The sequence below is a fragment of the Entomomonas asaccharolytica genome (assembly GCF_016653615.1).
GTDB lineage: Bacteria > Pseudomonadota > Gammaproteobacteria > Pseudomonadales > Pseudomonadaceae > Entomomonas > Entomomonas asaccharolytica.
On the sequence record NZ_CP067393.1, the window covers coordinates 2,565,891 to 2,586,840 of the forward strand.

Here is a 20,950-nt window from a genome sequence, read left to right on the forward strand (position 1 = left end):
TTATTATTTATTTCATTAGGTGGTATATAACCTTCATCAGCTAATCTTCTGGCAACATCATCTATACTAGTACCCTTTTATTACTCCAGAGATAGCCAACACCTACTATAGATTTATTACCTACGGTGTCACCTGTAGTATCTAATTTATAATCAGGTGAAATACCTCCTAATTTGATAATAGCATCGGTAAGAGTATCTTTTTCAGGATTGATTTTACGTCTTTTAAGCTGTTTTTGCTTTTTGTCATATTGAGCTTGGTAGTTTTTTAGTTCTGCTTCAGTTAATAAGTTATCATTAGTAGGCAGTTGATTAGGCTGCGCCATTTTCTCTTGATTAACTTGATTAATCGCTTTAACCGCTTGAATATAGTTACTTCCTGTATATTCCATTAGTTGTTTTGTACTAATATTGTCATACTGCCGAGCAATATCTTTTAATTGGTTTAAAGTTACTTCTTTAGCTTTACTATTTGGCTCATACTGTTTTGGAAGATTAACATGTTGATCTAGTTGTGAAGTAACTTGATTAGTAGAAGGCAGTAATTGGTTAATTTCACTCGTTGGAGTAGTAGGATATTGGTTGGTTACATTATCTACTACGGGAGATTGCAAATTTTGTTGTTGTCCAAGTCCACCAGCCCATAAAGCTTTGGTAATTGTACCACTAGGTTTACTAGGTTCTGGCATACCGTAGAAATCAGCTTGTTTATTTAAACCTTCAATCACAGGATCATACTGATTAGATAAGTTAGGATTAAAATTAGCTGACTGTGGATTATTAGGGTTATCAAAACCTATCTGTGCTGGAGGTGGTGGTTGATAGTCTGTACCCTGATAAATAATATCTGGTGCAGGTTGTAATCCTTCATAGCCTAGTTTTGGTGTTGCATCATAGCCTAACTTTAATAGTTCTTTACTGGTAGTAGGTGATTGTTGTTCTGGTCTACTGTGTCTACTATGCGCTAAGTTTGCACCTGCCCCCATAAAACCACCTGCTAATAAACCTGTGGCTGCGGCTTCAGGTACACTTTCTAATAGTGGTTTATCTTGAGCATAATTTTGCCACATTTGTTCCGTAGCTGATTGAGGTAGTTCTTGAAATGCACCTTCGGAGATAGCACCTTTAATAATATTACTAAAGGTCTTTTGGCTTAGTCCTTTGGGTAACTGACTACCACCTGCTAATAACGTTTGTGGATCTAAAATACCTATTTTTTGTGCTAATCGACCACCACCATAACCTATTAAACCTGTAGTTAAACCTGAAGCAGCAGAGGCTAAACTTTGCTTACCTGTTAATAAGTTATCTGGATTTTCTTGCCTAATTTGTTCTGCTGTTTGTCCTGCACCTACTAAACCTTCACCTATTGCACCTCTAGCAACAGGATTATTAGCTAATACCCCTGCTTTACCTAATAACCTTGCATAAGCACCACCACCTAACATGGAGGGTGCAGACTCCAGAACTGTACCTACAAGAGTAGAAGGATTTTTAACATAGCCGTAGCCGTATCAATAAATCCATCTGCTTTTTCTACTTCTTGATTAGCTTGTTGCCTTGCAGTAGAGTAATTATTACTCAATACTTCCTTAGTACGCTTGGGATCATAACCTACATAATCTTGTAATAATTTCCCTACTCTACCTCCTGTGGCTAAATTACCCAGTCCGACTACAGCTTCACCTGTACCTACTACACCTTTAGCTAAATCTAAACCAGCATCACCAACACGGCCTAATATGCTTGAGTTATTTTCTTGAGTTGGTGTTAAATCAATATTATATCGTTGAGCAAACTCTTCAACGGTTGGTTTTCTCTTTTTGATTCCCAATAGGTAATAAATCATAATTTGCCATAACTAAACCTGCTAATCTTATTTAAATAGCAAGTTATGTCCCTTTTGGGTGTTGTCAATTATTTTTATATTTTCTAATCAATAAAATCACTTGATATGATTTATAATTATGTATTTGCTGAGATCACTTCACTACATGAATACTTTGTTCCGCTACAGGTATTTCGATAACCTTATTATTTGTCATTTTGCTTTCAATAGCTCTTCTTACAATATATTTAATATCATCATTAGTATGATCAGGAGTAATTTCAACATATCCAACTCCTGCTTTACGTAAAGCTTCTTTTTATGGCATCCCTCAGTGCAGCACTGCTCTGATAGTGACCCTCTCCCTGATATTCAACAGCTAAAATAGGATTACCAGCACCATCAATAATTAATATATCGACACGTTTTGTATTTATACAACGATATGCATAACGAGTTTCACTGGATAAAATTTCTCCAAGACTCACTTGGGCAAATACTCTGTAATATTTGAACTCTTTAATTACTCCTTTTTCAATTACGTTAAAAACTCTATATTCCTGACGACCCATAATTTTTTGAGCAGAAAATGCTATTTTCTCATCAGAGACTATTTTTAACTGATCTCGAGGATCACTAATATCAAGGTAAGAACTAGAACGCTGATTTGACTGTTCTCTTACAGGAGGATTCCACTTATTTTTTCTTGAGTATTTTTTATTGTGTGGTCTAAGAAAATCTTTTAAGCCTAAAACAATACCTAATGCGATAATTATTGATAAGATGGTAAGCATTTAATCTCCCTATAAACAACAAAAACAGCTAAAATATATTTTTTACTATTTGTTATTGTCTTTATAATGAATTTTTTAACTATCTGTAATTCTATTCGTCATGCTAATGTATAACAAAACATAAAAACTCATGGTATTAGTTAGTTAAACTCAATATAAAAATAATTGCTTTTTATTATGTGATTAAGTACCACTTATTAATTGTTTATGTATTTCCTCTTTTGATTTACCTGTACGCTTCGCTATTTCATTAATATAATCTTCTGTATTAGCACTTGCCCAATCAATATTACTAACTTCCTGCCCTGTACTTGGATCAGTCACAATGACTCTTTGTTTCTTACTACTATCTGGCATTTCATCAGTAACCACATTGACTGCATTTCTTTGAGCTTTTTGTGCGCCACTAGCTAATAAGTTTCGAGTTTGTAAGGCTGCTAACCGTTGCTGTGGTGTTGCATTAAAATCTGCTAATAATCTTTCTAAACCACCTACTCGTTCTGCTGATTCGATATTAGACCCTAATAATCTTCTGCTTAAAGAATCATTTTGTAACTGGCTATTATCTAAAGCAGCTTGTCTATTGATTTGCCAATTGTCCTTACCTCGGTTATTGAGGCGATCTATGGTTTTCTTATTGGCTCTATCTGCTTTTTACGTTGATAATAACCACCTGTTGTAGAGTCTTCGATAACAGTTGATTGTGTTCCAGCATTATAAGCAGGAATTTGTGTAGCTGCTGCTGATTGTAAAATATCTCTAACACTAGGAGAATTTTGCCTTATAGAAGGAATAATACCTAGACCACTTGCGTCTTGATTAGGTACATTACTATAGGTAGGAACACCATTTATTAATTGTTTAGTAACACCTTGTACACTTGTAGGCTCACTATTTTGTACAGAAGAAGAGGCTGTTCTTGGTATAGGACTAACAGCATTTTTACCCAGTGCTTCAAAATCAGATATTTGCCTTGTGGAAGATGACTGAACAGGTGGGATTGATGCTATCTCAGTACCAATCCTACTAGCGGAAGGATAATTGTTTGTATAAGGATTCATACCTAATAATTTTCGGAATGAGCCTCTTAGTCCATCTGCTTGATAAGCATAATTTTTAGCTTCATTATTCCATTGTTGTAATTGCTCTGGACTAGGTTTTGGTAGATTAGCTGATTGATTTAATAATTGCCTAGTTAGACCTTGATTATTTCGTCTCTGTAGTAAAGGATCATCAGATAAGGCCACTGGCGATCTCCTTTAATGTCTCTTCTGCTTCTGTTGAATAACTATATATTCCTGTAGTATCTTTTTTTCTTTTAATTTAGCTAAAAACTCTCAAGTCCATTGATAATATTGTTATTAATATTACCACCAAATTCTATATAAACTTTTTCACCCTCTATTACTGAACACAGAAAAAACTCTAAATCTTTATCGTTTAAACAAATTTCTGCATTTTGCGCTGCCTCTAGTGCAAAGGCAAAAGCTGTACCGTGTTTAGTTGCCATAGTCCTACCTATAATATAAATGAATAATAGATAAAACTATGTCCCTTTATAGCCTTGTCAAGTTTTATTTAAAATAGTCATTGATTATAAGGATTCAGTAGCTCTTGTTACATCCTTTTTAAAAGCAGATAATTACCTTTTTCTTAGTGAGAATAATTTAGTGATATATTTTGCTGCTGGTTTTATAACACTTATAATTGATCTATTATTGGGTAGTTTAGCTTATTCGTTTCTTAAAGATAAATTTGCTATGATACCAATCATAATCATATTAATACTACTGACACCTTTACTATTTTACATTTCAATCTGGTTTACAATAGCTGTACTTTTTATTTAGAAGGAACTCTTTTATAAATGACTCTACTCCCTTATCCACCATTTCATCGCTGCATCTACCATAAACTCAATTGCTGAAAGTAACAACAAGGTGCATTTTTTTATACTTATACCTTTTCTTTTTTGTTTAGATAGCTTAAATTTGAATAACTGATATTGTTTTGGCAATAGATCATCTTCATTTAGATTGAGTGCCTTACACCAACCAGAGCCACGCTGAACACGCTTTTTAACGGTTTCCCAAGATACCCCTTTTCTATCTGCCCATTCAATAGCTGGTTTTACAATGCCATTGTATTCAACAGGCTCATATTTTGAACACCAAAAAGCTGCCATTAACTACACCTACTTGCATGTTTTTTGATCTTTAAGAGAAATTAAAATATCAGTTGAAAACTTCCCTTTTATACTGTCTAAAAGAGTTAATATATTTTCAGGAATATCAACACCTCTCTTTTTTAATAGTGTTATACAATCCACTATTAGCTGATATTGATTCCCGTATTTTTGTTCAAATTGTTTTTTATAGGGATGAATGGCGATTGTTGTACCATTATCTTGATGATGACCAGCACAAAGCGGTAAAACTAACCAGTGAGCATTTTTCTTAGTACGCCCTTCGATATGGTGAATAGAGCAATCTACCTTCTTTAATACAGGCAATACAGCCAATATATTGACAAAGATTGTTCCAATAGCGTTTTTGGCTATCTGTTACTGAGCGTCCTTGTATCATATATTTCTTTTTCCATAGATAGCATTCATTAAATCTTGTGGATGGGGAAGTAACAACCCAAAACTAGCGCAGTAAGCATCTAGCATTTCTAAATATTCGGTCATTTTTTTGGTATTAAATTTACTGGTTCTGGTACGCTCTTGGATAGATACAGTTTCTCCATTAGGTAGTATTATTTCTTTATTAACTGTAGGGCATAACCTTTCGACCATTGTTTCATGCCAATCAAAGGCTGAAGCTGTAATACCTGAATGATCAAACATAAACTTTTGTATTTCATTATTCCAAAGCCACAGAAGCCTATTCTGTGCTGCTGTTCGACTATTTTTCTGATCTTCAATGATTATTTTCTTAGGTATGGTTAAATCCAATGCAATAAAAAAATTAATAAAACTATTTTTATCAAATTCATTTTTTATGGTGAGTTCTTTTTTCTCCATTGCTTTACAATTCATTGTTTTATCTCCTTCCCCTATATCTATCAGAAAAGCTATTATCATTGGTATCTTCTGGGTCTGGCTGCCAACCTTTAGCTAGTAGATCAAAGCGACTCATGGCTCCATTAAATGTCATAAATACTGTGGTTGACTCACCGTCTCGATATTTACCTAAAATTGCTTCTGCAATTCCCTTGTAGCGACTATTTTCTTTGTTATAAACTTCATCACGATATAAGAAAATAATCACATCAGCATCTTGCTCAATTGCTCCTGACTCTCTTAGATCACTTAATATAGGTCGTTTATTGGCTCTTTGTTCTAATTGTCTATTGAGTTGTGAAAGTAGAATTACTGGTATATTGAGTTCTCTCGCAATAAGTTTACATTGACGTGACATTTCGCTAACTTCAGTTGCTCTATTTTCATTTTTTTCTGTTCCCTGCATCAGTTGTAAATAGTCAATAACTAATAAATCTAGTCCATGTTTTAATTTATGCCTACGGGCAATTGAGCGTAATTGCATAATATTGATATTTGGCCTATCTGCCATATATAACTTTGAAGTAGCAATTAAATTAGTGGCTGATGCCAGTTGAGAAGGATAATTACAAGCTGCTTGACCCGTTTTTAGCTCAGTTAATGGTATGCTACCAACAGAAGCTAATGCCCTATCCATTAATTTGTCATTGGTCATTTCAAGGCTAACAATAAGTGTAGATTTATTAGCATGAATTGCATTATGGGTAGCTATGTTCATGGCTAAAACTGTTTTACCCATAGATGGCCTTGCAGCAATAACTATTAACTCTCCAGCCTTTAATCCCATTAATTTGTCGTCTAAGTCACTTAGCCCAGTAGATAAACCATCAATCTGCCCTCCCTGGTCAAACCTCCTTTGTAACTCCTCTACATGATTTACTAATACATCACTGGCATGTACTACATCATGTGAGGTAGTCGCTGAATCAAGTGATAATGCTTTGCTTTGAATAAGGCTGATCTTATCAGGTAGGTCTTGTTTAGATATTGCTATTTCTCTTGCTACAAGTCCTAGTTTTTCTATTTCTCGACAGACTGAGCGTTCTCTGACAATATCAGCATATAATTTAGCATTAACTACGCTGGGGGTATTCTTAGCAATTTCAGCTAAATAAATTAATGGATTAGTTACTTCACCATTAGAGAATCTAAGTAACTCTATAGTTTCTGCAACACTAATTATATCAATTTGAATATTTTTTTTATAAAGGTTTAATATAGTTCGGTAGATTTCACTATGTTCTGAATAATAAAAATCTTCTGCCACTAGGTAAGTTGAAATAATATCTATTAATTCAGGTCGTAACAGTAACGCCCCTATAACGCTTTGTTCTGCTTCTTGGCTAAATAACTCAGACATATTTACCTTCAACTACTTTGACAAAATTATTAGGACTAATTAACCACTCAAAATCAGCTCGAAAGGGCTTACTACCATCTTTAGAAATAGAATGACCCAGTAAGAATTGAGATTTTCTAACAAATTTAAAATAATCCTCCCAAAATGCTAAACTTTGGTGATTTTTATGTTCTCGCCAACGAGCATTTAGATAATGTTTTCGTTTATCAGTAAGAATGGCTACTCTTGGCAATTCAGGTAATATTTTCTCGTAGAGTTCAACAATTTTTTGATAAGGACAATCTGGTATATTTTGTTTTTTGATTTTTTTAGGTTGAACAATATTAGGTATATTTTCTTCTGAAAAATCATCATCAAGTTGGACGATTTTTTGATCGTCAACAAATACTGATTTATCAGTATTATTAATATCTGTTGTATTCTCTGATGTATTCTCTGTATATAACGAACTTCCCAATGAGTTATTGCCGAAATTACCAATAGGACTTTCCCCAAATGCCGTTTGGGAATATGGCGAGTTTTCAGTAGTGCTATCTAAAAGTTCATTAACACGATCGATATTTATCTTATAATAGATTCTGTGTTCTAATCGTTTATTTGTCTCACTTAGTACACCTAATGCTATTAATTGTTTTCTAGCATTTAGTTGTTCTTTATAGGTAAGCCCTGTTTCCTCTGTAATTTCTTCGGTAGTTTTATAAATACCTAATTCTGAATGAGCTTTATCATGCCAATAAAAAAATTGGCAGAATAGAACCGTAGCTGTCACACTTTTAAATTGCTTTACTAAATTAGGATAATAAGCAACAGGCCGACCAAGCTGCCTTAATACATCAGTTGCTTTCATTTACTGCCCCATAATCAAAATGATATGAATCTGCTCTAAATCTTGTCTTTTTTATGCTATTTCGTCTGGTGGAAATACATCATCAAAACAACAATCAATACCTAACTTATTTAATGTAGTTATTATTTTTCTGGCATCAGGAATACTGGGTGTCCTTTTTCGTTTTTCATAATGACTGATAGTTGACTGGCAAAAACCTGCTTTATGTCCAAACGTTTTTTGGGAAAGCATTAAAAGTTTTCTATATTTTGTAAGGGGTGACATTCCAATTCCTTCCAATAAAAAATATTACATATCGAAATTAATTTCTTATCGATTACCGTGTATCTATTGCAAAAACAAGCACACGATGTAATACTATTAAAATGAATGACTGGAAAATACTTGCTAGAGCAAGAATGAAAGAGCTAAAGATTTCTCAGTATGATTTAGCTGACAAAATAGGTTGTAGCCAACCATCTATAGCTCATTGGCTAAGTGGTAGGCGAAAGGCTGATATTGACACTATTAATAAAATATTAGTAGCGTTAGGATTTTCGCCATTATCTACCGATTTTGATGAAGCATTTGTTAATTTAGACCAAGTTCACGCATATCCTTTTATTAGCTGGACTTCAGCAGGTTTAAATTGTGAAGAATGGAAACCAAAAACAGCAGAAGATTTTATAAAAACTAATATTAATGCTGGGAAAAAAGGATTTTGGTTAAAAATTAAAGGCGACTCTATGACTTCAATGAAAGGTTTTAGCTTTCCTGAAGGTGTATATATTCTAATAAATCCTGACATAGCAATACATGATGGTGATTTTGTAGTAGCTAAATTTATAAGGAATAATCAAATCACCTTTAGGCAATATGTTGAGGAAACTGGATCAGAGTATTTGAAACCACTTAATAATACTTATAAGACTATTGCTCTGGATGAAAATTGGCAAATAATTGGAAGAGTTGTAGAAGCCAAATGGAAACTTATCCATTAGTTTAATCTTATTTCATGCAAAGCCCATATGGGCTTTTTTTATGCCCAAATAAATCAAAAAATAAAAATATTACAAATTTGATTACATATTACATTGACAGTAATAATAACGATACGTTATATTTATTACAAATGTAATCATTAGGTAATCAAAATGTCCCTATTAGATAAATCCTTAATCAATAATTTAACACTACCCGTTGATTATCAATACTATACCCATGCTTTTGGTTATAACAGGCAAACAATTACAAACCAAAAAAATAATGAAATTCAATCTCTCTTGGAAAATACCAAATGTAGCTTAATTATTCCTAATGATTACAAAATTAATGCTGCCAGTTATGCAGTTAATGGTTTAGTTGGAAATAACCTTACTGCTGATATTGATCTTTATGCAGCAATTGAACGTAAAGACTGGAATGAAGTTAGTCGCATTTATCAAACAGTTTTTAGACCACACCTTAAAAAATTTGCAGAAGAAACAATTTTAAAAGCACTTGCTAAACAAGCTGCTTAGGAGAACATCATGTTTGATTTAGTTAAAGCTGCTGAAATCTCAGTATTACAAGCAAAGGTAGTACAGCAAGAACCGAGGTTACGCCCCTATTTTGAATATGGTTTTGGCTCTGTATCTGCATCCATTAAAAACTCAAAAGGTCATGTGTTAATGAACCTTTATGTTTCTGAAGATACAGAAAATGCTCAAAGAGAAATAGATCACTATCACCAAAAATTATTACTTATGTTAATGCCATGATTTTATTTCTAAAAAGTCAGGTTAAAAAATTGTAGTTTTTTTACTATCCGCTTAATACAGAAGGTTTTTAAGCCTCTCCCATTAGCAACAGTGGTATTAAGCAAAATGAATACTAGCAGAGGTATTAAGAATGTCATCGAACAACCAGCAAAGTAAAACACATTTTAGAAAGGCTTTTAAGTCACCGTACTTAAGCAGTGCCGATATTGTTGAACCTATTGTACTCACGATCAAGTATGTAAAACTCGAATTAGACAAGACCAAGAAAACAAAAGAAGCGTTTAATACGGCCTATTTTGTAGAAAAAGAAATTAGAGTAGGTGAACCATTAAAACCTATGATTTTAAATGTCTCTAATAGTAAGGTTATGAGACAACTCACTGGCTCTTCATTTTTAGAAGATTGGCAGGATGTAAAAGTTACTATCTATGTTGATAGTAATGTTAAATTTGGTCGTGATACGGTAGAAGGTTTAAGGATTTCGCCATTTAGCTCTGAAAAGGTAAGGTTATTACCTGAGCATACAATTCAATGGGAAAATGCTAAAAAATCCTATAAGAAAAATGGCAATTTAGACAAAGTGCTTGCTAAAGTGAGTATGTCTCAAGAACACCAAGCTCAACTAATTGAGGAGTGTAGCTATGAAATGGCATAACATTCAGCAAAATAGTGAAGCTTGGGATCAGGTCAGACTAGGAAAAGTCACTGCCTCTAATTTTGGCCATATCATGGCTAATGATGGTGGTGCATTTGGTGATACCGCAAAGAAATATGCTTTACAAGTAGCTTTAGAATTAGCTACAGGTCAAAAAGCGGAGCATAGTTTTAGTAATAGACACATGGAAAGAGGCCATGAACAAGAACCAGTAGCAAAGATGCTTTATGAAAACACCTATTTTGTTGATGTGACTAATGGTGGCTTTTTTGATCATAGTGATTATGGAGACTCTCCTGATGGACTAGTTGATGATGATGGTGTAATCGAAATTAAAAGTGTAATTGCTTCAACTCATTACGCCACTCTTAAAAGGAAATCCTTTGATCCTGCTTACAGATGGCAATTGATAGGTCACTTAGATTGTACCAATAGGGATTGGGTAGACTTTATAAGTTACTGTTCTGATTTTCCTGAAGATTCAAGGCTATTTGTTTATCGACTTAATAGAAGTGATTATTTAGAAGATATAGAAAGATTGAGAGAAAGACGATCACAGTTTATTAAGTTAGTACAAGATGTTTTACACAATATTCAAAGTAACCACTAATAAAGAAGACGAGCAAGGTAATAAGGTATTCAATAAATCATCAATAGCTATCAATGATATTGAAAACCATCCAAATACTCATGCAAAAATAACAAGGTCTGATTTTATTACAGATCTTGTTATTTCTAAAATTTTCTAAGTTTAGGCTTTTTACATGAGTGAAGTTTGCGATATTTTTGTTACACCAGATGAAATTAAACGAATCACTGGCTATAAACGACCACATGAGCAAAAAAAATGGTTAGAAACTAATGGTTGGAAGTTTGAACTCGATAGCGCAGGCAGACCTGTTATTCATAGAGAGGTTATGAACCTACGTTTTGGTGTTCCTTGTAATAATACTAATCATATAGAAGAAACCGATTTTATTTTAGATACTACTAAGATCAAATGATATGGCTAAAAAGAAACCTGAAAATAACGATCTTCCCAAAAGAATGAAAAAAAGAACCAAAAAATTAAAAAGTGGTAAAGTTTGGCTCTGTTATTACTACGATGGAAGAAAAGATGGTAAAAGGATAGAGATTTCATTAGGTCAAGATTTAGAAGATGCACTTATTGAATGGGCAAAACTAGAAGGCAAAAAACTTACACCTAAAATAAGAAAAAAAGATACTTTAGGATATTTATTTGATCTTTATCTTGAAAGAATAGCACCTACAAAATCACCCCGTACACAGCTTGATTATAAATGGGAAATTGATCAATTACGGAAAGTATTTGAAGATGCCCCTATTAACTCTATAAAACCACATCATATTGCACAATATCGTGATACTCGTACAGCTAAAGTTAGAGCTAATCGAGAAATAGCTAGATTATCACATATTTATAATGTAGCAATAGAATGGGGTATGGCTGATTTTAATCCAGTTAAAGGAGTTAGAAAAAATAAAGAGAAACCTCGTGACTATTATGCTGAAGATCATGTTTTTTATGCTGTACTTAAACATGCCTCTCAAGAATTAAAAGATATTATGGGTATTGCTTACTTTACAGGCCAACGCCCTGCTGATGTTATAAAAATTAAAGTATCTGACATAAATCCAGATCATTTATTTATTGGACAAAATAAAAGAGGTCATAAATTACGGATAAAGCTTAACACTGATAAAGGTAGAACAACACTAGGGTTACTAATAGACAATATTCTTAGCAGAAAACAAGATAATCATCCTAGCTTAGTTACAGTCAATGGGGAAGGAATAACTTATGCTATGAGAAGGAGTCGTTTTGATAATGCCCGTAATGCTGCTGCTAATGAAGCTTTAATAAATAATAATGAAGAATTAGCAGATCAAATTAAAAAATTCCAATTTCGGGATTTAAGACCTAAAGCAGCTACAGATATGGACGATATTAATTTAGCAAGTAAGTTATTAGGCCACACTAAACAAAAAATTACTGAGCTTATTTATATCAGAAAAGGACAAGAAGTCACACCATTAGAACGTAAATAATGGGGGAAGATAAAAAAAAGATGGGGGAAGATTTTATTTTAAAGGTAAATCACAGGCGATAAAAAAGCCCTGTACCTATTGTGATACAGGGCATATCTGGCGGAAGCGCAGAGATTCGAACTCTGGGAGGGCGTTAACCCTCGCCGGTTTTCAAGACCGGTGCTTTAAACCAACTCAGCCACACTTCCGGTTCGGGTGCATATGATACCCGATTGTTACAGTCTGTCAAATATTATCTGTTGTTTTTTTCTGATAAATGTATATTATCTCACTTATTAAAATTACAAATAACTACTTAACTTAACAATTACTACTGGATTCGCAATATTTAGGAGCTGTATTTATGAATGATCGATATAAATCTCACGAGCCGAATACTTACACAATGGCTAATGATAACTATGTGATGGAACATGCCAGTCAACTTTTAGTAAGTAAGGTTTTACGTAACACTTACTCATTGTTAGCATTAACTTTAACGTTCTCTGCTATTACTTGCTATATAGCAATGGCTATGAATGTGCAACGTATGAACATTTTTGTGTTATTAGTTGGTGTTTATGGTTTAATGTTCTTAACGGTTAAACTAAGAAACTCTATTTGGGGCTTAGTAAGCACTTTTGCTTTTACTGGCTTCCTAGGTTTTACCTTAGCACCTACCTTAAATATGTATCTACATATGCCTAATGGCGCAAGTATTATTACCTCTGCGTTAGGTCTAACTGCTTTTGCTTTCTTTGGGCTATCTGCTTTTGTATTAATTACTCGCAAAGATATGAGTTTCTTAGGCAATTTTATTACTGTAGGTTTCTTTGTATTAATCGGTGCCATGGTACTAGCCTTTATTACTAATATCCCTGGTTTATATTTAGCGTTAAGTGCTGGTTTTATTCTATTCTCATCAGCTGCTATTTTATATCAAACCAGTGCAATTATTCATGGTGGCGAAACAAACTATATTATGGCAACTATTACTTTATTCGTTTCTATTTATAATATATTTGTTAGTTTATTAAGCATCTTAGGCGTTGCGTCTAGTGATTAATATTAACGACTTTTAAAAAGCCCGCTTTGCGGGCTTTTTTATATAAGTGCTTATGAAATTTACTATTGCTATCTATTGTCCACCACAAAGCCCTGCTTCTAGAAGAGCATTACGCTTTACTCAAACTGTATTGCAAACAGGCCATACTATTGAGCGTTTATTTTTTTATCAGCAAGGTATTTATAATGCTATTAGTAGTATCGTAACACCGCAAGATGAATTTGATATTCACCTAGCATGGCAAACCTTAATTGAAGAAAATAATTTAGATGCTGTTGTCTGCATTGCAGCGGCATTACGCCGTGGTCAATTAGATAAAACGGAAGCAAAACGTTACCAAAAAACAGCTATTACTATTTTACCACCTTGGCAACTCTCTGGACTTGGTCAGCTACATGAAGCCATCCAAAATAGTGATCGTTTTATTTGTTTTGGAGGTAATGCTTAATGGCAAAGTCGATGTTAATCATTTGTAAACAGGCTCCATGGGGTAATATTTCTGTAAGGGAAATATTAGACTTAGCCTTAGCAGGTGGTGCCTTTGATCTACCTATTAGCCTACTTTTTCTAGAAGATGGTGTTTTTCAATTAGTAGCTAATCAACAAGCTAAAACTATTCAACAAAAAGATATATCTGCTAACTTACAAGCGTTACCCTTATTTGGTATTGAAGAATTATTAGTAGCAGAAGATAGCCTAGCACAGCGCGGCTTAACAACTGAACAATTGATCTTACCTGTCAAGCTTATACCGCAACAGCAATTGACTGATTTATTAACGCAATATGATGTAGTGGTAACCAACTAATGAGTACATTACATTTATTTAATGAAAGTCCTTTCGCAGGCAATCAATTTGAACAAACTTTAGCCTTTGTTAGCCAAAAAGATGCCATTTTATTAACAGGTGATGCTATTTATGCTTTACTGGCCAACACAGCTCCCTTTGAACTACTAAAACAATCAACTTTCATTATTTATGCTTTAGATGAAGATATTGTGACCCGAGCCGTGCAAATTGGCTTAGATAATGTCAAAATAATCAATTATCAACAATTTGTAGAGCTATGTGCGCAATATTCAAAAGTTGTTAGTTGGCTATGATAATAACCGTTGAGCAGAAACCAATTGAATTAGATGATGAAGGCTATCTTGTTAATTTACAAGATTGGTCTACTGCTGTCGCGGAAAAACTTGCGGAATTGGAATCTATTAGCTTAACTGAACTCCATTGGCAAATTATTCATTTATTGCGCCAATTTTATAGGCAATATCAACTTTCTCCTGCTAATCGACCATTAATCAAATATTTAAGCCAACATTTAGATAAAGAACAAGCCAATAGCCTACAACTTAACTTACTATTTAAAGGAAGCCCTGCTAAGCTAGCTGCTAAATTAGCAGGTTTACCAAAACCGACCAATTGCCTATGACTAATACTATAACACCCACAAAAGCTACTATTGAACATCCCTTTGCTGAATATATTCGTATTTTAGGTAAAGGCCAAAATGGCTCACGTCATTTAACCTTTGCTGAAGCTGAAGCAGCAATGTCTATGATTCTAGAAAATAAAGTAGAAGATGTTCAATTAGGTGCATTTTTATTATTACTGCGCTATCAACAGGAGACCTTTGAGGAATTAGCTGGTTTTGCTAAAGCAGTACGCAACCATACACAAGCTCCTCAAATAGCGGTAGATATTGATTGGCCAAGCTATGCAGGTAAAAAAAGACATTACCCATGGTATTTATTAGCGGCTAAACTATTAGCTAAACAAGGTGTTTCTATACTATTACATGGTGCAGGTCAACACACTAGTGATCGTTTTTATACAGAGCAATTTTTACCAATTTTAGATATTAATGATTGCCAAAACTGGCAACAAGTAGCGCAATCGATAAAAGATCAAAACATTGCTTTTATTGGCTTGCAATATTTTGCGCCTAAGCTACAACAAATTATTGAGTTACGACCTTTATTAGGTGTGCGCTCCCCTATTCATTCACTGGTTCGTTTATTAAATCCGCTACAAGCACGTTGTAGTTTGCAAAGTATTTTTCATCCTAACTATCAAGCTATCCATCAGCAGGCTAGCCAATTGTTGAATGACAATACAATTATCATTAAAGGTGAAGGCGGTGAAAACGAAGTAAGAGCAGATAATAATTTTCTACTGTTAGCCACAAGTAATGGTTCTTTATGGCAAGAAACGTGGCCTGCTTTAACTGAACAGCGATTATTAAAACCAAGCGCAATCAATCCAGATCATCTTGTTGCAGTATGGCAAAAAAAGATCAAAGATGAATACGCAGATTTAGCAATACCTGCTACTATAGCGCTCGCTTTAAGAGGGCTAGGTGCGACAAGAGAACAGGCTCTAAAAGAAGCCAATCAGCTATGGCAATTGCATCATTAGTTATAAACTAATAGTTGTCTATTCTGGGAAATATTAAGATTTAAAGATAATGTATTAATGGAGTTATTATGATCACTAAATGTCTTTTCCCCGCTGCTGGATATGGAACACGTTTCTTACCTGTTACCAAAGCCATGCCAAAGGAAATGTTGCCTATTGTGAATAAGCCACTTATTCAATATGCAGTAGAAGAGGCAAAAAATGCAGGCTTAAAAAACATGGCTATTGTAACAGGCCGTGGCAAAAGAGCCTTAGAAGATCATTTTGATATCAGTTACGAATTAGAAAGCCAAATTGCTGGTTCCTCCAAAGAGCATTTATTAAACAGTATTCGTGATTTAATCACCCATTGTACATTCTCTTATACACGCCAAGTTGAAATGAAAGGATTAGGACACGCCATTTTAACAGGTAAACAATTGATTGGTGATGAAGCTTTTGCCGTTGTCCTAGCTGATGACCTTTGCCTTAATTTAGAGGGTGATGGTGTATTAGCGCAGATGGTTAAACTCTATAAACAATTCCGTTGCTCTATTGTGGCAGTAGAAGAAGTACCTAAAGCAGAAATAAGTCGCTATGGGGTTATTGAAGGTAATATGATTACCGAAGGTTTATATACTGTCACCAATATGGTTGAAAAACCAGCACCTGAAGAAGCACCATCCAACCTTGCAATTATTGGTCGTTATATTTTAACCCCTGATATTTTTGATATTTTAGAAAGCACGCCAGCAGGTAAAAATGGCGAAATACAAATTACCGATGCATTATTAACCCAAGCTAAAAACGGTTGTGTAATTGCCTATAAATTCCAAGGCCGTCGTTTTGACTGTGGTAGTGCCGAAGGCTTTGTGGAAGCCACTAACTTTTGTTATGAAAATATTTACAAGAACGAAATTTAAGGATAAATCATGAGCAACCTTACCTGTTTCAAAGCCTATGATATTCGTGGACAATTAGGTACAGAACTAAACGAAGAAATTGCCTATCGTATTGCCCGTGCTTTTGCGCAATGGCTAAAGCCGCAATCTATTGTATTAGGGGGAGATATTCGTGCCACATCTGCTAGCTTAAAAGCAGCTTTAGCCAATGGCTTAAGAGATGAAGGAGTGGATGTATTTGATCTTGGCTTAACAGGTACAGAGGAAATTTACTTTGCTACCACACACCTTAAAACATCAGGCGGTATTGAAGTCACTGCATCCCATAATCCCATTGATTACAATGGCTTTAAATTTGTTAGAGAACAATCAAAACCGATTTCAGCGGATACAGGGCTTAAAGAAATACAGGCTATTGCTGAAACGCTATCTTATGATTTAGTAGAGGGTCGCGATCCTAGCATTGTGGAAAGCAGTCGAGGTAAGTATCAACAAGTAAATACCAGAGATGCCTATATAGAACACCTATTATCATATGTTGATCTATCAGCACTTAGGCCATTAAAACTAGTGGTTAATCCAGGTAATGGTGTTGCTGGCCCTGTGGTAGATGTATTAGAAAAAGCACTTAAAAAAGCCAATGCCCCTATTGACTTTATTAGAATTAATTTTGAGCCAGATGGTACTTTCCCCAATGGCATTCCTAATCCAATTTTAGTAGAAAATCGTGATGTTACTCGTGATGCAGTGCTAGCCCATAAAGCAGATATTGGTATTGCATGGGATGGTGACTTTGATCGCTGTTTCCTATTTGATGAACAAGGCCAATTTATTGAAGGTTACTATATTGTTGGCTTACTAGCAGAAGCCTTTTTACAAAAAGAACAAGGCGCGAGCATTATTCTTGACCCTCGAATGACTTGGAATACCTTAGAAATTATCGCCAACAATCAGGGTAAAGCGGTAACAACTAAAGCAGGTCATGCTTTTATTAAAGAAACCATGCGTAAACACGATGCTATTTATGGTGGCGAAATGAGTGCCCACCATTATTTCCGTGATTTCTTCTATTGTGATAGTGGTATGATTCCTTGGTTACTCATTATTGAATTAATGAGTCGTAAACAACAGCCGCTTTCAGCATTAGTCAATGAGCGTATTGCAGCCTACCCTTCGTCAGGGGAAATTAATTTAACCGTAACAGATGCTAAAAAAGTAATGGCCAGTGTTGAACAACACTATGGCAAAACAGCAAAACAAATCGAGCATATTGACGGTGTGGGCATTGATTATGAAGATTGGCGTTTTAATTTACGTGCTTCAAATACAGAACCCGTTATTCGTCTAAATGTAGAAAGCCGCAGTAACCCTCAATTATTAAAAGAAAAAACACAGGAATTACTTAGCTTTATTAAACAAATTTAATAGAAAATGAGCTATGGGCAGAATTATTTGCTCATAGTTCATCAATTAGATGAGTTATCATAAAAAATCTTACTTTTACGGTCAGGATTAACATATAATCATCTAAGTTATTGAGTTATAGATACAGTTAAATAATTATGACGCAGCAGTCCGACCAACCCGATATTTCTTGTCATACGTCACCTGAAAAACAAACAGGATTGTTGGCTTTCTTTCGTCGTAATCAACAACGTATTGGTATAGCATTTACTGTAATCGTTTTTGCACTTGCATTAGTTGCTTTTGCTCACCTTGTGGAAGATATTGATCGACAAAGTCTAACCACTGCCTTTAGCAACGTTTCTTGGTATGCCATAGGACTTGCCATATTAGCCGCCATTACCAGTTACTGCATGATTTTTGGTTATGAATGGTCTGCCAGTCGTTATGCAGATGCTAAATTACCACTGCCTACCTTAGCCTTGGGTGGGCTTTCCGCGGCTGCTATTGGTAATGCACTAGGCTTTTCTATGCTAACTGGTGGCTCTGTTCGATACCGAGTTTATAGCAAGAAAAATACAGCTGCCATGGCTATTATTCAGATGACTGTGTTTGCCAGTCTCTCGCTAGGGTTAGCACTACCACCTATTGCTGCATTAATGGCTTTTACGGATATTCACTACTCAGCAAAAGCCCTCTATTTAAATGAAACCTTATTAGTGGTTATTGCTAGTGCCGTTATTATTAGCTATATCATCTTTCTGTTTATTATCAGACGTTTTATTTCAGCTATTCATCCTTCTGTGGATAGCCGTCATCTTAGTTTAGGATTAATCACCATACGCGTTCCCAGTATGCGTATTACTATGCTGCAATTCGTGATTACTTTACTCGATGTACTAGCAGCTAGTGCGGTACTTTATTGTTTACTACCCAATTCAGCTGATATTCCATTTGGTACCTTTTTAACGGTTTATTTACTCGCATTAGCTGCAGGTGTACTAAGTCATGTACCTGGTGGTTTAGGCGTATTTGAAGTAGTGCTATTAGCTGCTTTCAAATCGCAATTAGATCAACCTGGTTTACTCGCGGCATTATTTTTATATCGACTAATCTATGTCATTATGCCACTGGTTATTGCTTGCTTAGTCCTGCTAGTAGCGGAAGCAAGGCAATTTGCTTCTTCACGGCATGCGGTGCGTATTGCTTCTAGTGCAGCAGCTCCTGTTGTGGCACTATTAGTTTTTACCTCTGGAGTAACACTTATTTTCTCAGGGGTAGCAGCAGAACCAGAACATTATTTAAATTATTTAGCCCGTTTTGTGCCTGACTTTGTCATTAATAGCGCCCACTTAATGGCTAGTTTAATCGGTACATTATGCCTAGTTTCTGCTCAAGGCTTATGGCGAAGACTATCCAGTGCTTGGATTTTTACACTTATTTTAATGCTATTGGGTACGCTATGCTGCTTATTAAGAGGGCTCGATTGGCAAATTGCAGCCTTACTGCTATTTACTGCTGGTTGTTTACTGACTTTCCGCAAAGTATTCTACCGACCCAGTCAAGTAATTGATATTCCTTGCTCTGTAGTAACACTAGTGATTGCAAGTTGTACCATTGCCATCTCTATTTGGTTATATTTCTTCACTTATCGTCATATTCCCTACAGCAGTGATTTATGGTGGCAATTTACTTTAGACGCTGATGCTAGCAGAGGATTAAGAGCTATTACATGCAGTAGCATTTTAATAGGTGTTATTGTTATCACATGGTTATTACATACTTCTCCACCTAAAATACAAATACCAGATGAGCAACAATTAGCTTTAGCTGAAAATATTATAAAAAACTCGCAACAACCGAATGGCGGATTAGTGTTAAGTAAGGATAAAGATATTTTATTCCACGCTCAACAGGATGCGTTTATTATGTATGCCTGTCACGGCCGTAGCCTTGTTGCGCTATTTGATCCTATAGGTAATCCAAAACATCATAGTGAACTGATTTGGCAATTCCGTGATTATTGCGATTTGCATAACGTGCGCCCAGTTTTTTATCAGGTACAACCTGAAACTTTATCAAATTACATGGATATTGGTTTAGCTGTTATTAAACTAGGTGATGAAGCAATTATTGACCTCACCCGTTTTGATATCAACAGTGAAGATAAACAAGAATTACAACAAATATGGCAGACAGCCCATAGCAGCAACTTATCATTAAAAATTTATAATCAAGGGGAATTACCCTTTGAAAAACTTAAAGCCTTAACAGATATTTCGGTTACAAAAATACAACAACAGGAAAGAGGCTTCTCCCTTGGTAAATTAACTGAAGATTATTTACAGCACTTTAGAATTGCTACTGTGGATTTTAAAGGTGAAATCATTGCCTTTGTTAATTTACTGGAAACTAACTCTAAACACCTAGTCGCTTTTGATTTAATGCAAATCCACCCTGACGCACCAAAATTAACCATGGAGTACTTACTGGTTGCCTTAGCCATAGAGCTAAAACAACAAGGTGTTAAACAATTTAGTTTAGGCCTAAATCCTCTTTCAGAATTAAAACCAAGCAAAGGCGCACCTATTGCTTATCGTTTGGGTTCATTAGTATTTAGGCGCAGTAACCAATTTTATAACTTCCAAGGTTTGAGCCGCTTTAAAGAAAAATTTAATCCTGATTGGGAAGCGCGCTATATGGCTGTACCCGCAGGGCTGGATCCATTAATTGCATTAACGGATACAGCTGCGCTAATAGCAGGTAGCTTCACCAAATTAATTAAACTCCAATAATAAATTTATAGCTGGCATTCTTTATGCTTATAAAGTCTTAACTACTTGCAA

Annotated in this window: 28 protein-coding genes and 1 tRNA gene; 16 read left to right on the forward strand and 13 right to left on the reverse strand. The window is 34.8% G+C overall.

Annotated elements, in window-relative coordinates:
• Positions 1-61: 61 nt before the first annotated feature.
• The 12 genes from JHT90_RS11915 to JHT90_RS11970 form a co-directional block, all read right to left on the reverse strand.
• Positions 62-1,447, reverse strand: coding sequence for a hypothetical protein (locus JHT90_RS11915; protein WP_201091234.1), 1,386 nt, complete (start codon positions 1,445-1,447; stop codon positions 62-64).
• A 26-nt stretch (positions 1,448-1,473) separates the two neighbouring features.
• On the reverse strand, positions 1,474-1,848 hold the full coding sequence (locus JHT90_RS11920) for a hypothetical protein (protein WP_201091236.1): 375 nt from the start codon (positions 1,846-1,848) through the stop codon (positions 1,474-1,476).
• Between the two features lie 281 nt (positions 1,849-2,129).
• Positions 2,130-2,621 (reverse strand): DUF2726 domain-containing protein, encoded by a 492-nt coding sequence (locus tag JHT90_RS11925; RefSeq protein WP_201091239.1) that lies wholly within the window; start codon positions 2,619-2,621, stop codon positions 2,130-2,132.
• A gap of 183 nt (positions 2,622-2,804) precedes the next feature.
• Positions 2,805-2,993 carry a hypothetical protein gene (locus tag JHT90_RS11930; RefSeq protein ID WP_201091240.1) on the reverse strand — a complete coding sequence of 63 codons (189 nt, stop codon included), beginning with the start codon at positions 2,991-2,993 and terminating at the stop codon, positions 2,805-2,807.
• A gap of 251 nt (positions 2,994-3,244) precedes the next feature.
• Positions 3,245-3,868: a hypothetical protein gene (locus JHT90_RS11935; protein WP_201091241.1), complete on the reverse strand. Its 624-nt coding sequence runs from the start codon at positions 3,866-3,868 to the stop codon at positions 3,245-3,247.
• Positions 3,869-3,948: 80 nt separating this feature from the next.
• A complete protein-coding gene (locus JHT90_RS11940) occupies positions 3,949-4,131 on the reverse strand; it encodes a hypothetical protein (protein WP_201091242.1) in 183 nt (60 codons plus the stop codon).
• Positions 4,132-4,494: 363 nt separating this feature from the next.
• A complete protein-coding gene (locus JHT90_RS11945; protein WP_201091243.1) occupies positions 4,495-4,806 on the reverse strand; it encodes a hypothetical protein in 312 nt (103 codons plus the stop codon).
• Between the two features lie 9 nt (positions 4,807-4,815).
• Entirely contained in the window at positions 4,816-5,142 is a 327-nt protein-coding gene (locus JHT90_RS11950; RefSeq protein WP_236253942.1) for a Ref family recombination enhancement nuclease, read from the reverse strand.
• Positions 5,143-5,202: 60 nt separating this feature from the next.
• Complete coding sequence (locus tag JHT90_RS11955; protein ID WP_201091248.1) at positions 5,203-5,661, reverse strand: recombination protein NinB; 459 nt, start codon at positions 5,659-5,661, stop codon at positions 5,203-5,205.
• Positions 5,662-5,665: 4 nt separating this feature from the next.
• Positions 5,666-7,045 (reverse strand): replicative DNA helicase, encoded by a 1,380-nt coding sequence (gene dnaB / locus JHT90_RS11960; RefSeq protein ID WP_201091250.1) that lies wholly within the window; start codon positions 7,043-7,045, stop codon positions 5,666-5,668.
• Positions 7,038-7,892 carry a hypothetical protein gene (locus JHT90_RS15250; RefSeq protein ID WP_236253944.1) on the reverse strand — a complete coding sequence of 285 codons (855 nt, stop codon included), beginning with the start codon at positions 7,890-7,892 and terminating at the stop codon, positions 7,038-7,040. Before JHT90_RS15250 ends, dnaB begins: the two co-directional genes overlap by 8 nt.
• A gap of 51 nt (positions 7,893-7,943) precedes the next feature.
• Positions 7,944-8,156, reverse strand: a complete 213-nt coding sequence (locus JHT90_RS11970; RefSeq protein ID WP_201091251.1) for a helix-turn-helix transcriptional regulator — start codon at positions 8,154-8,156, stop codon at positions 7,944-7,946.
• A 101-nt stretch (positions 8,157-8,257) separates the two neighbouring features.
• On the opposite strand from JHT90_RS11970, the gene JHT90_RS11975 reads away from it, so the two are divergent.
• The 7 genes from JHT90_RS11975 to JHT90_RS12005 all read left to right on the forward strand — a co-directional run bounded on the left by JHT90_RS11975 (position 8,258) and on the right by JHT90_RS12005 (position 12,356).
• Positions 8,258-8,872 carry a LexA family protein gene (locus JHT90_RS11975; protein ID WP_201091255.1) on the forward strand — a complete coding sequence of 205 codons (615 nt, stop codon included), beginning with the start codon at positions 8,258-8,260 and terminating at the stop codon, positions 8,870-8,872.
• Between the two features lie 153 nt (positions 8,873-9,025).
• Positions 9,026-9,391, forward strand: coding sequence for a hypothetical protein (locus JHT90_RS11980; RefSeq protein ID WP_201091257.1), 366 nt, complete (start codon positions 9,026-9,028; stop codon positions 9,389-9,391).
• 9 nt (positions 9,392-9,400) lie between these two features.
• A complete protein-coding gene (locus JHT90_RS11985) occupies positions 9,401-9,631 on the forward strand; it encodes a hypothetical protein (RefSeq protein WP_201091263.1) in 231 nt (76 codons plus the stop codon).
• A gap of 130 nt (positions 9,632-9,761) precedes the next feature.
• A complete protein-coding gene (locus tag JHT90_RS11990) occupies positions 9,762-10,286 on the forward strand; it encodes a hypothetical protein (protein ID WP_201091264.1) in 525 nt (174 codons plus the stop codon).
• Positions 10,273-10,896, forward strand: a complete 624-nt coding sequence (locus tag JHT90_RS11995; RefSeq protein WP_201091267.1) for a lambda exonuclease family protein — start codon at positions 10,273-10,275, stop codon at positions 10,894-10,896. The genes JHT90_RS11990 and JHT90_RS11995 overlap by 14 nt, the downstream gene beginning before the upstream one ends.
• Before the next feature lie 154 nt (positions 10,897-11,050).
• Positions 11,051-11,290 carry a DUF4224 domain-containing protein gene (locus JHT90_RS12000; protein WP_201091269.1) on the forward strand — a complete coding sequence of 80 codons (240 nt, stop codon included), beginning with the start codon at positions 11,051-11,053 and terminating at the stop codon, positions 11,288-11,290.
• Between the two features lies 1 nt (position 11,291).
• Complete coding sequence (locus tag JHT90_RS12005; RefSeq protein ID WP_201091271.1) at positions 11,292-12,356, forward strand: tyrosine-type recombinase/integrase; 1,065 nt, start codon at positions 11,292-11,294, stop codon at positions 12,354-12,356.
• A 97-nt stretch (positions 12,357-12,453) separates the two neighbouring features.
• Here JHT90_RS12005 and JHT90_RS12010 read toward each other — a convergent pair.
• Positions 12,454-12,544: transfer RNA gene (locus JHT90_RS12010), tRNA-Ser, on the reverse strand.
• A gap of 197 nt (positions 12,545-12,741) precedes the next feature.
• On the opposite strand from JHT90_RS12010, the gene JHT90_RS12015 reads away from it, so the two are divergent.
• The 9 genes from JHT90_RS12015 to mprF all read left to right on the forward strand — a co-directional run bounded on the left by JHT90_RS12015 (position 12,742) and on the right by mprF (position 20,899).
• Positions 12,742-13,401: a Bax inhibitor-1/YccA family protein gene (locus tag JHT90_RS12015; RefSeq protein WP_201095881.1), complete on the forward strand. Its 660-nt coding sequence runs from the start codon at positions 12,742-12,744 to the stop codon at positions 13,399-13,401.
• A 52-nt stretch (positions 13,402-13,453) separates the two neighbouring features.
• The gene (gene tusD, locus JHT90_RS12020) at positions 13,454-13,849 is read left to right on the forward strand and encodes a sulfurtransferase complex subunit TusD (RefSeq protein WP_201091273.1); all 396 of its coding nucleotides are present in this window, start codon (positions 13,454-13,456) and stop codon (positions 13,847-13,849) included.
• The gene (gene tusC / locus JHT90_RS12025) at positions 13,849-14,208 is read left to right on the forward strand and encodes a sulfurtransferase complex subunit TusC (protein ID WP_201091277.1); all 360 of its coding nucleotides are present in this window, start codon (positions 13,849-13,851) and stop codon (positions 14,206-14,208) included. The genes tusD and tusC overlap by 1 nt, the downstream gene beginning before the upstream one ends.
• Positions 14,208-14,504 carry a sulfurtransferase complex subunit TusB gene (gene tusB / locus JHT90_RS12030; protein ID WP_201091286.1) on the forward strand — a complete coding sequence of 99 codons (297 nt, stop codon included), beginning with the start codon at positions 14,208-14,210 and terminating at the stop codon, positions 14,502-14,504. Before tusC ends, tusB begins: the two co-directional genes overlap by 1 nt.
• Positions 14,501-14,833, forward strand: a complete 333-nt coding sequence (locus JHT90_RS12035) for a TusE/DsrC/DsvC family sulfur relay protein (protein ID WP_201091287.1) — start codon at positions 14,501-14,503, stop codon at positions 14,831-14,833. The genes tusB and JHT90_RS12035 overlap by 4 nt, the downstream gene beginning before the upstream one ends.
• Positions 14,830-15,819: a glycosyl transferase family protein gene (locus JHT90_RS12040; RefSeq protein ID WP_201091288.1), complete on the forward strand. Its 990-nt coding sequence runs from the start codon at positions 14,830-14,832 to the stop codon at positions 15,817-15,819. Before JHT90_RS12035 ends, JHT90_RS12040 begins: the two co-directional genes overlap by 4 nt.
• A gap of 68 nt (positions 15,820-15,887) precedes the next feature.
• Positions 15,888-16,721, forward strand: coding sequence for a UTP--glucose-1-phosphate uridylyltransferase GalU (gene galU / locus JHT90_RS12045; protein ID WP_201091290.1), 834 nt, complete (start codon positions 15,888-15,890; stop codon positions 16,719-16,721).
• A gap of 9 nt (positions 16,722-16,730) precedes the next feature.
• On the forward strand, positions 16,731-18,125 hold the full coding sequence (locus JHT90_RS12050; protein WP_201091291.1) for a phosphohexomutase domain-containing protein: 1,395 nt from the start codon (positions 16,731-16,733) through the stop codon (positions 18,123-18,125).
• A 137-nt stretch (positions 18,126-18,262) separates the two neighbouring features.
• Entirely contained in the window at positions 18,263-20,899 is a 2,637-nt protein-coding gene (gene mprF, locus JHT90_RS12055) for a bifunctional lysylphosphatidylglycerol flippase/synthetase MprF (RefSeq protein WP_201091292.1), read from the forward strand.
• Positions 20,900-20,950 lie beyond the last annotated feature (51 nt).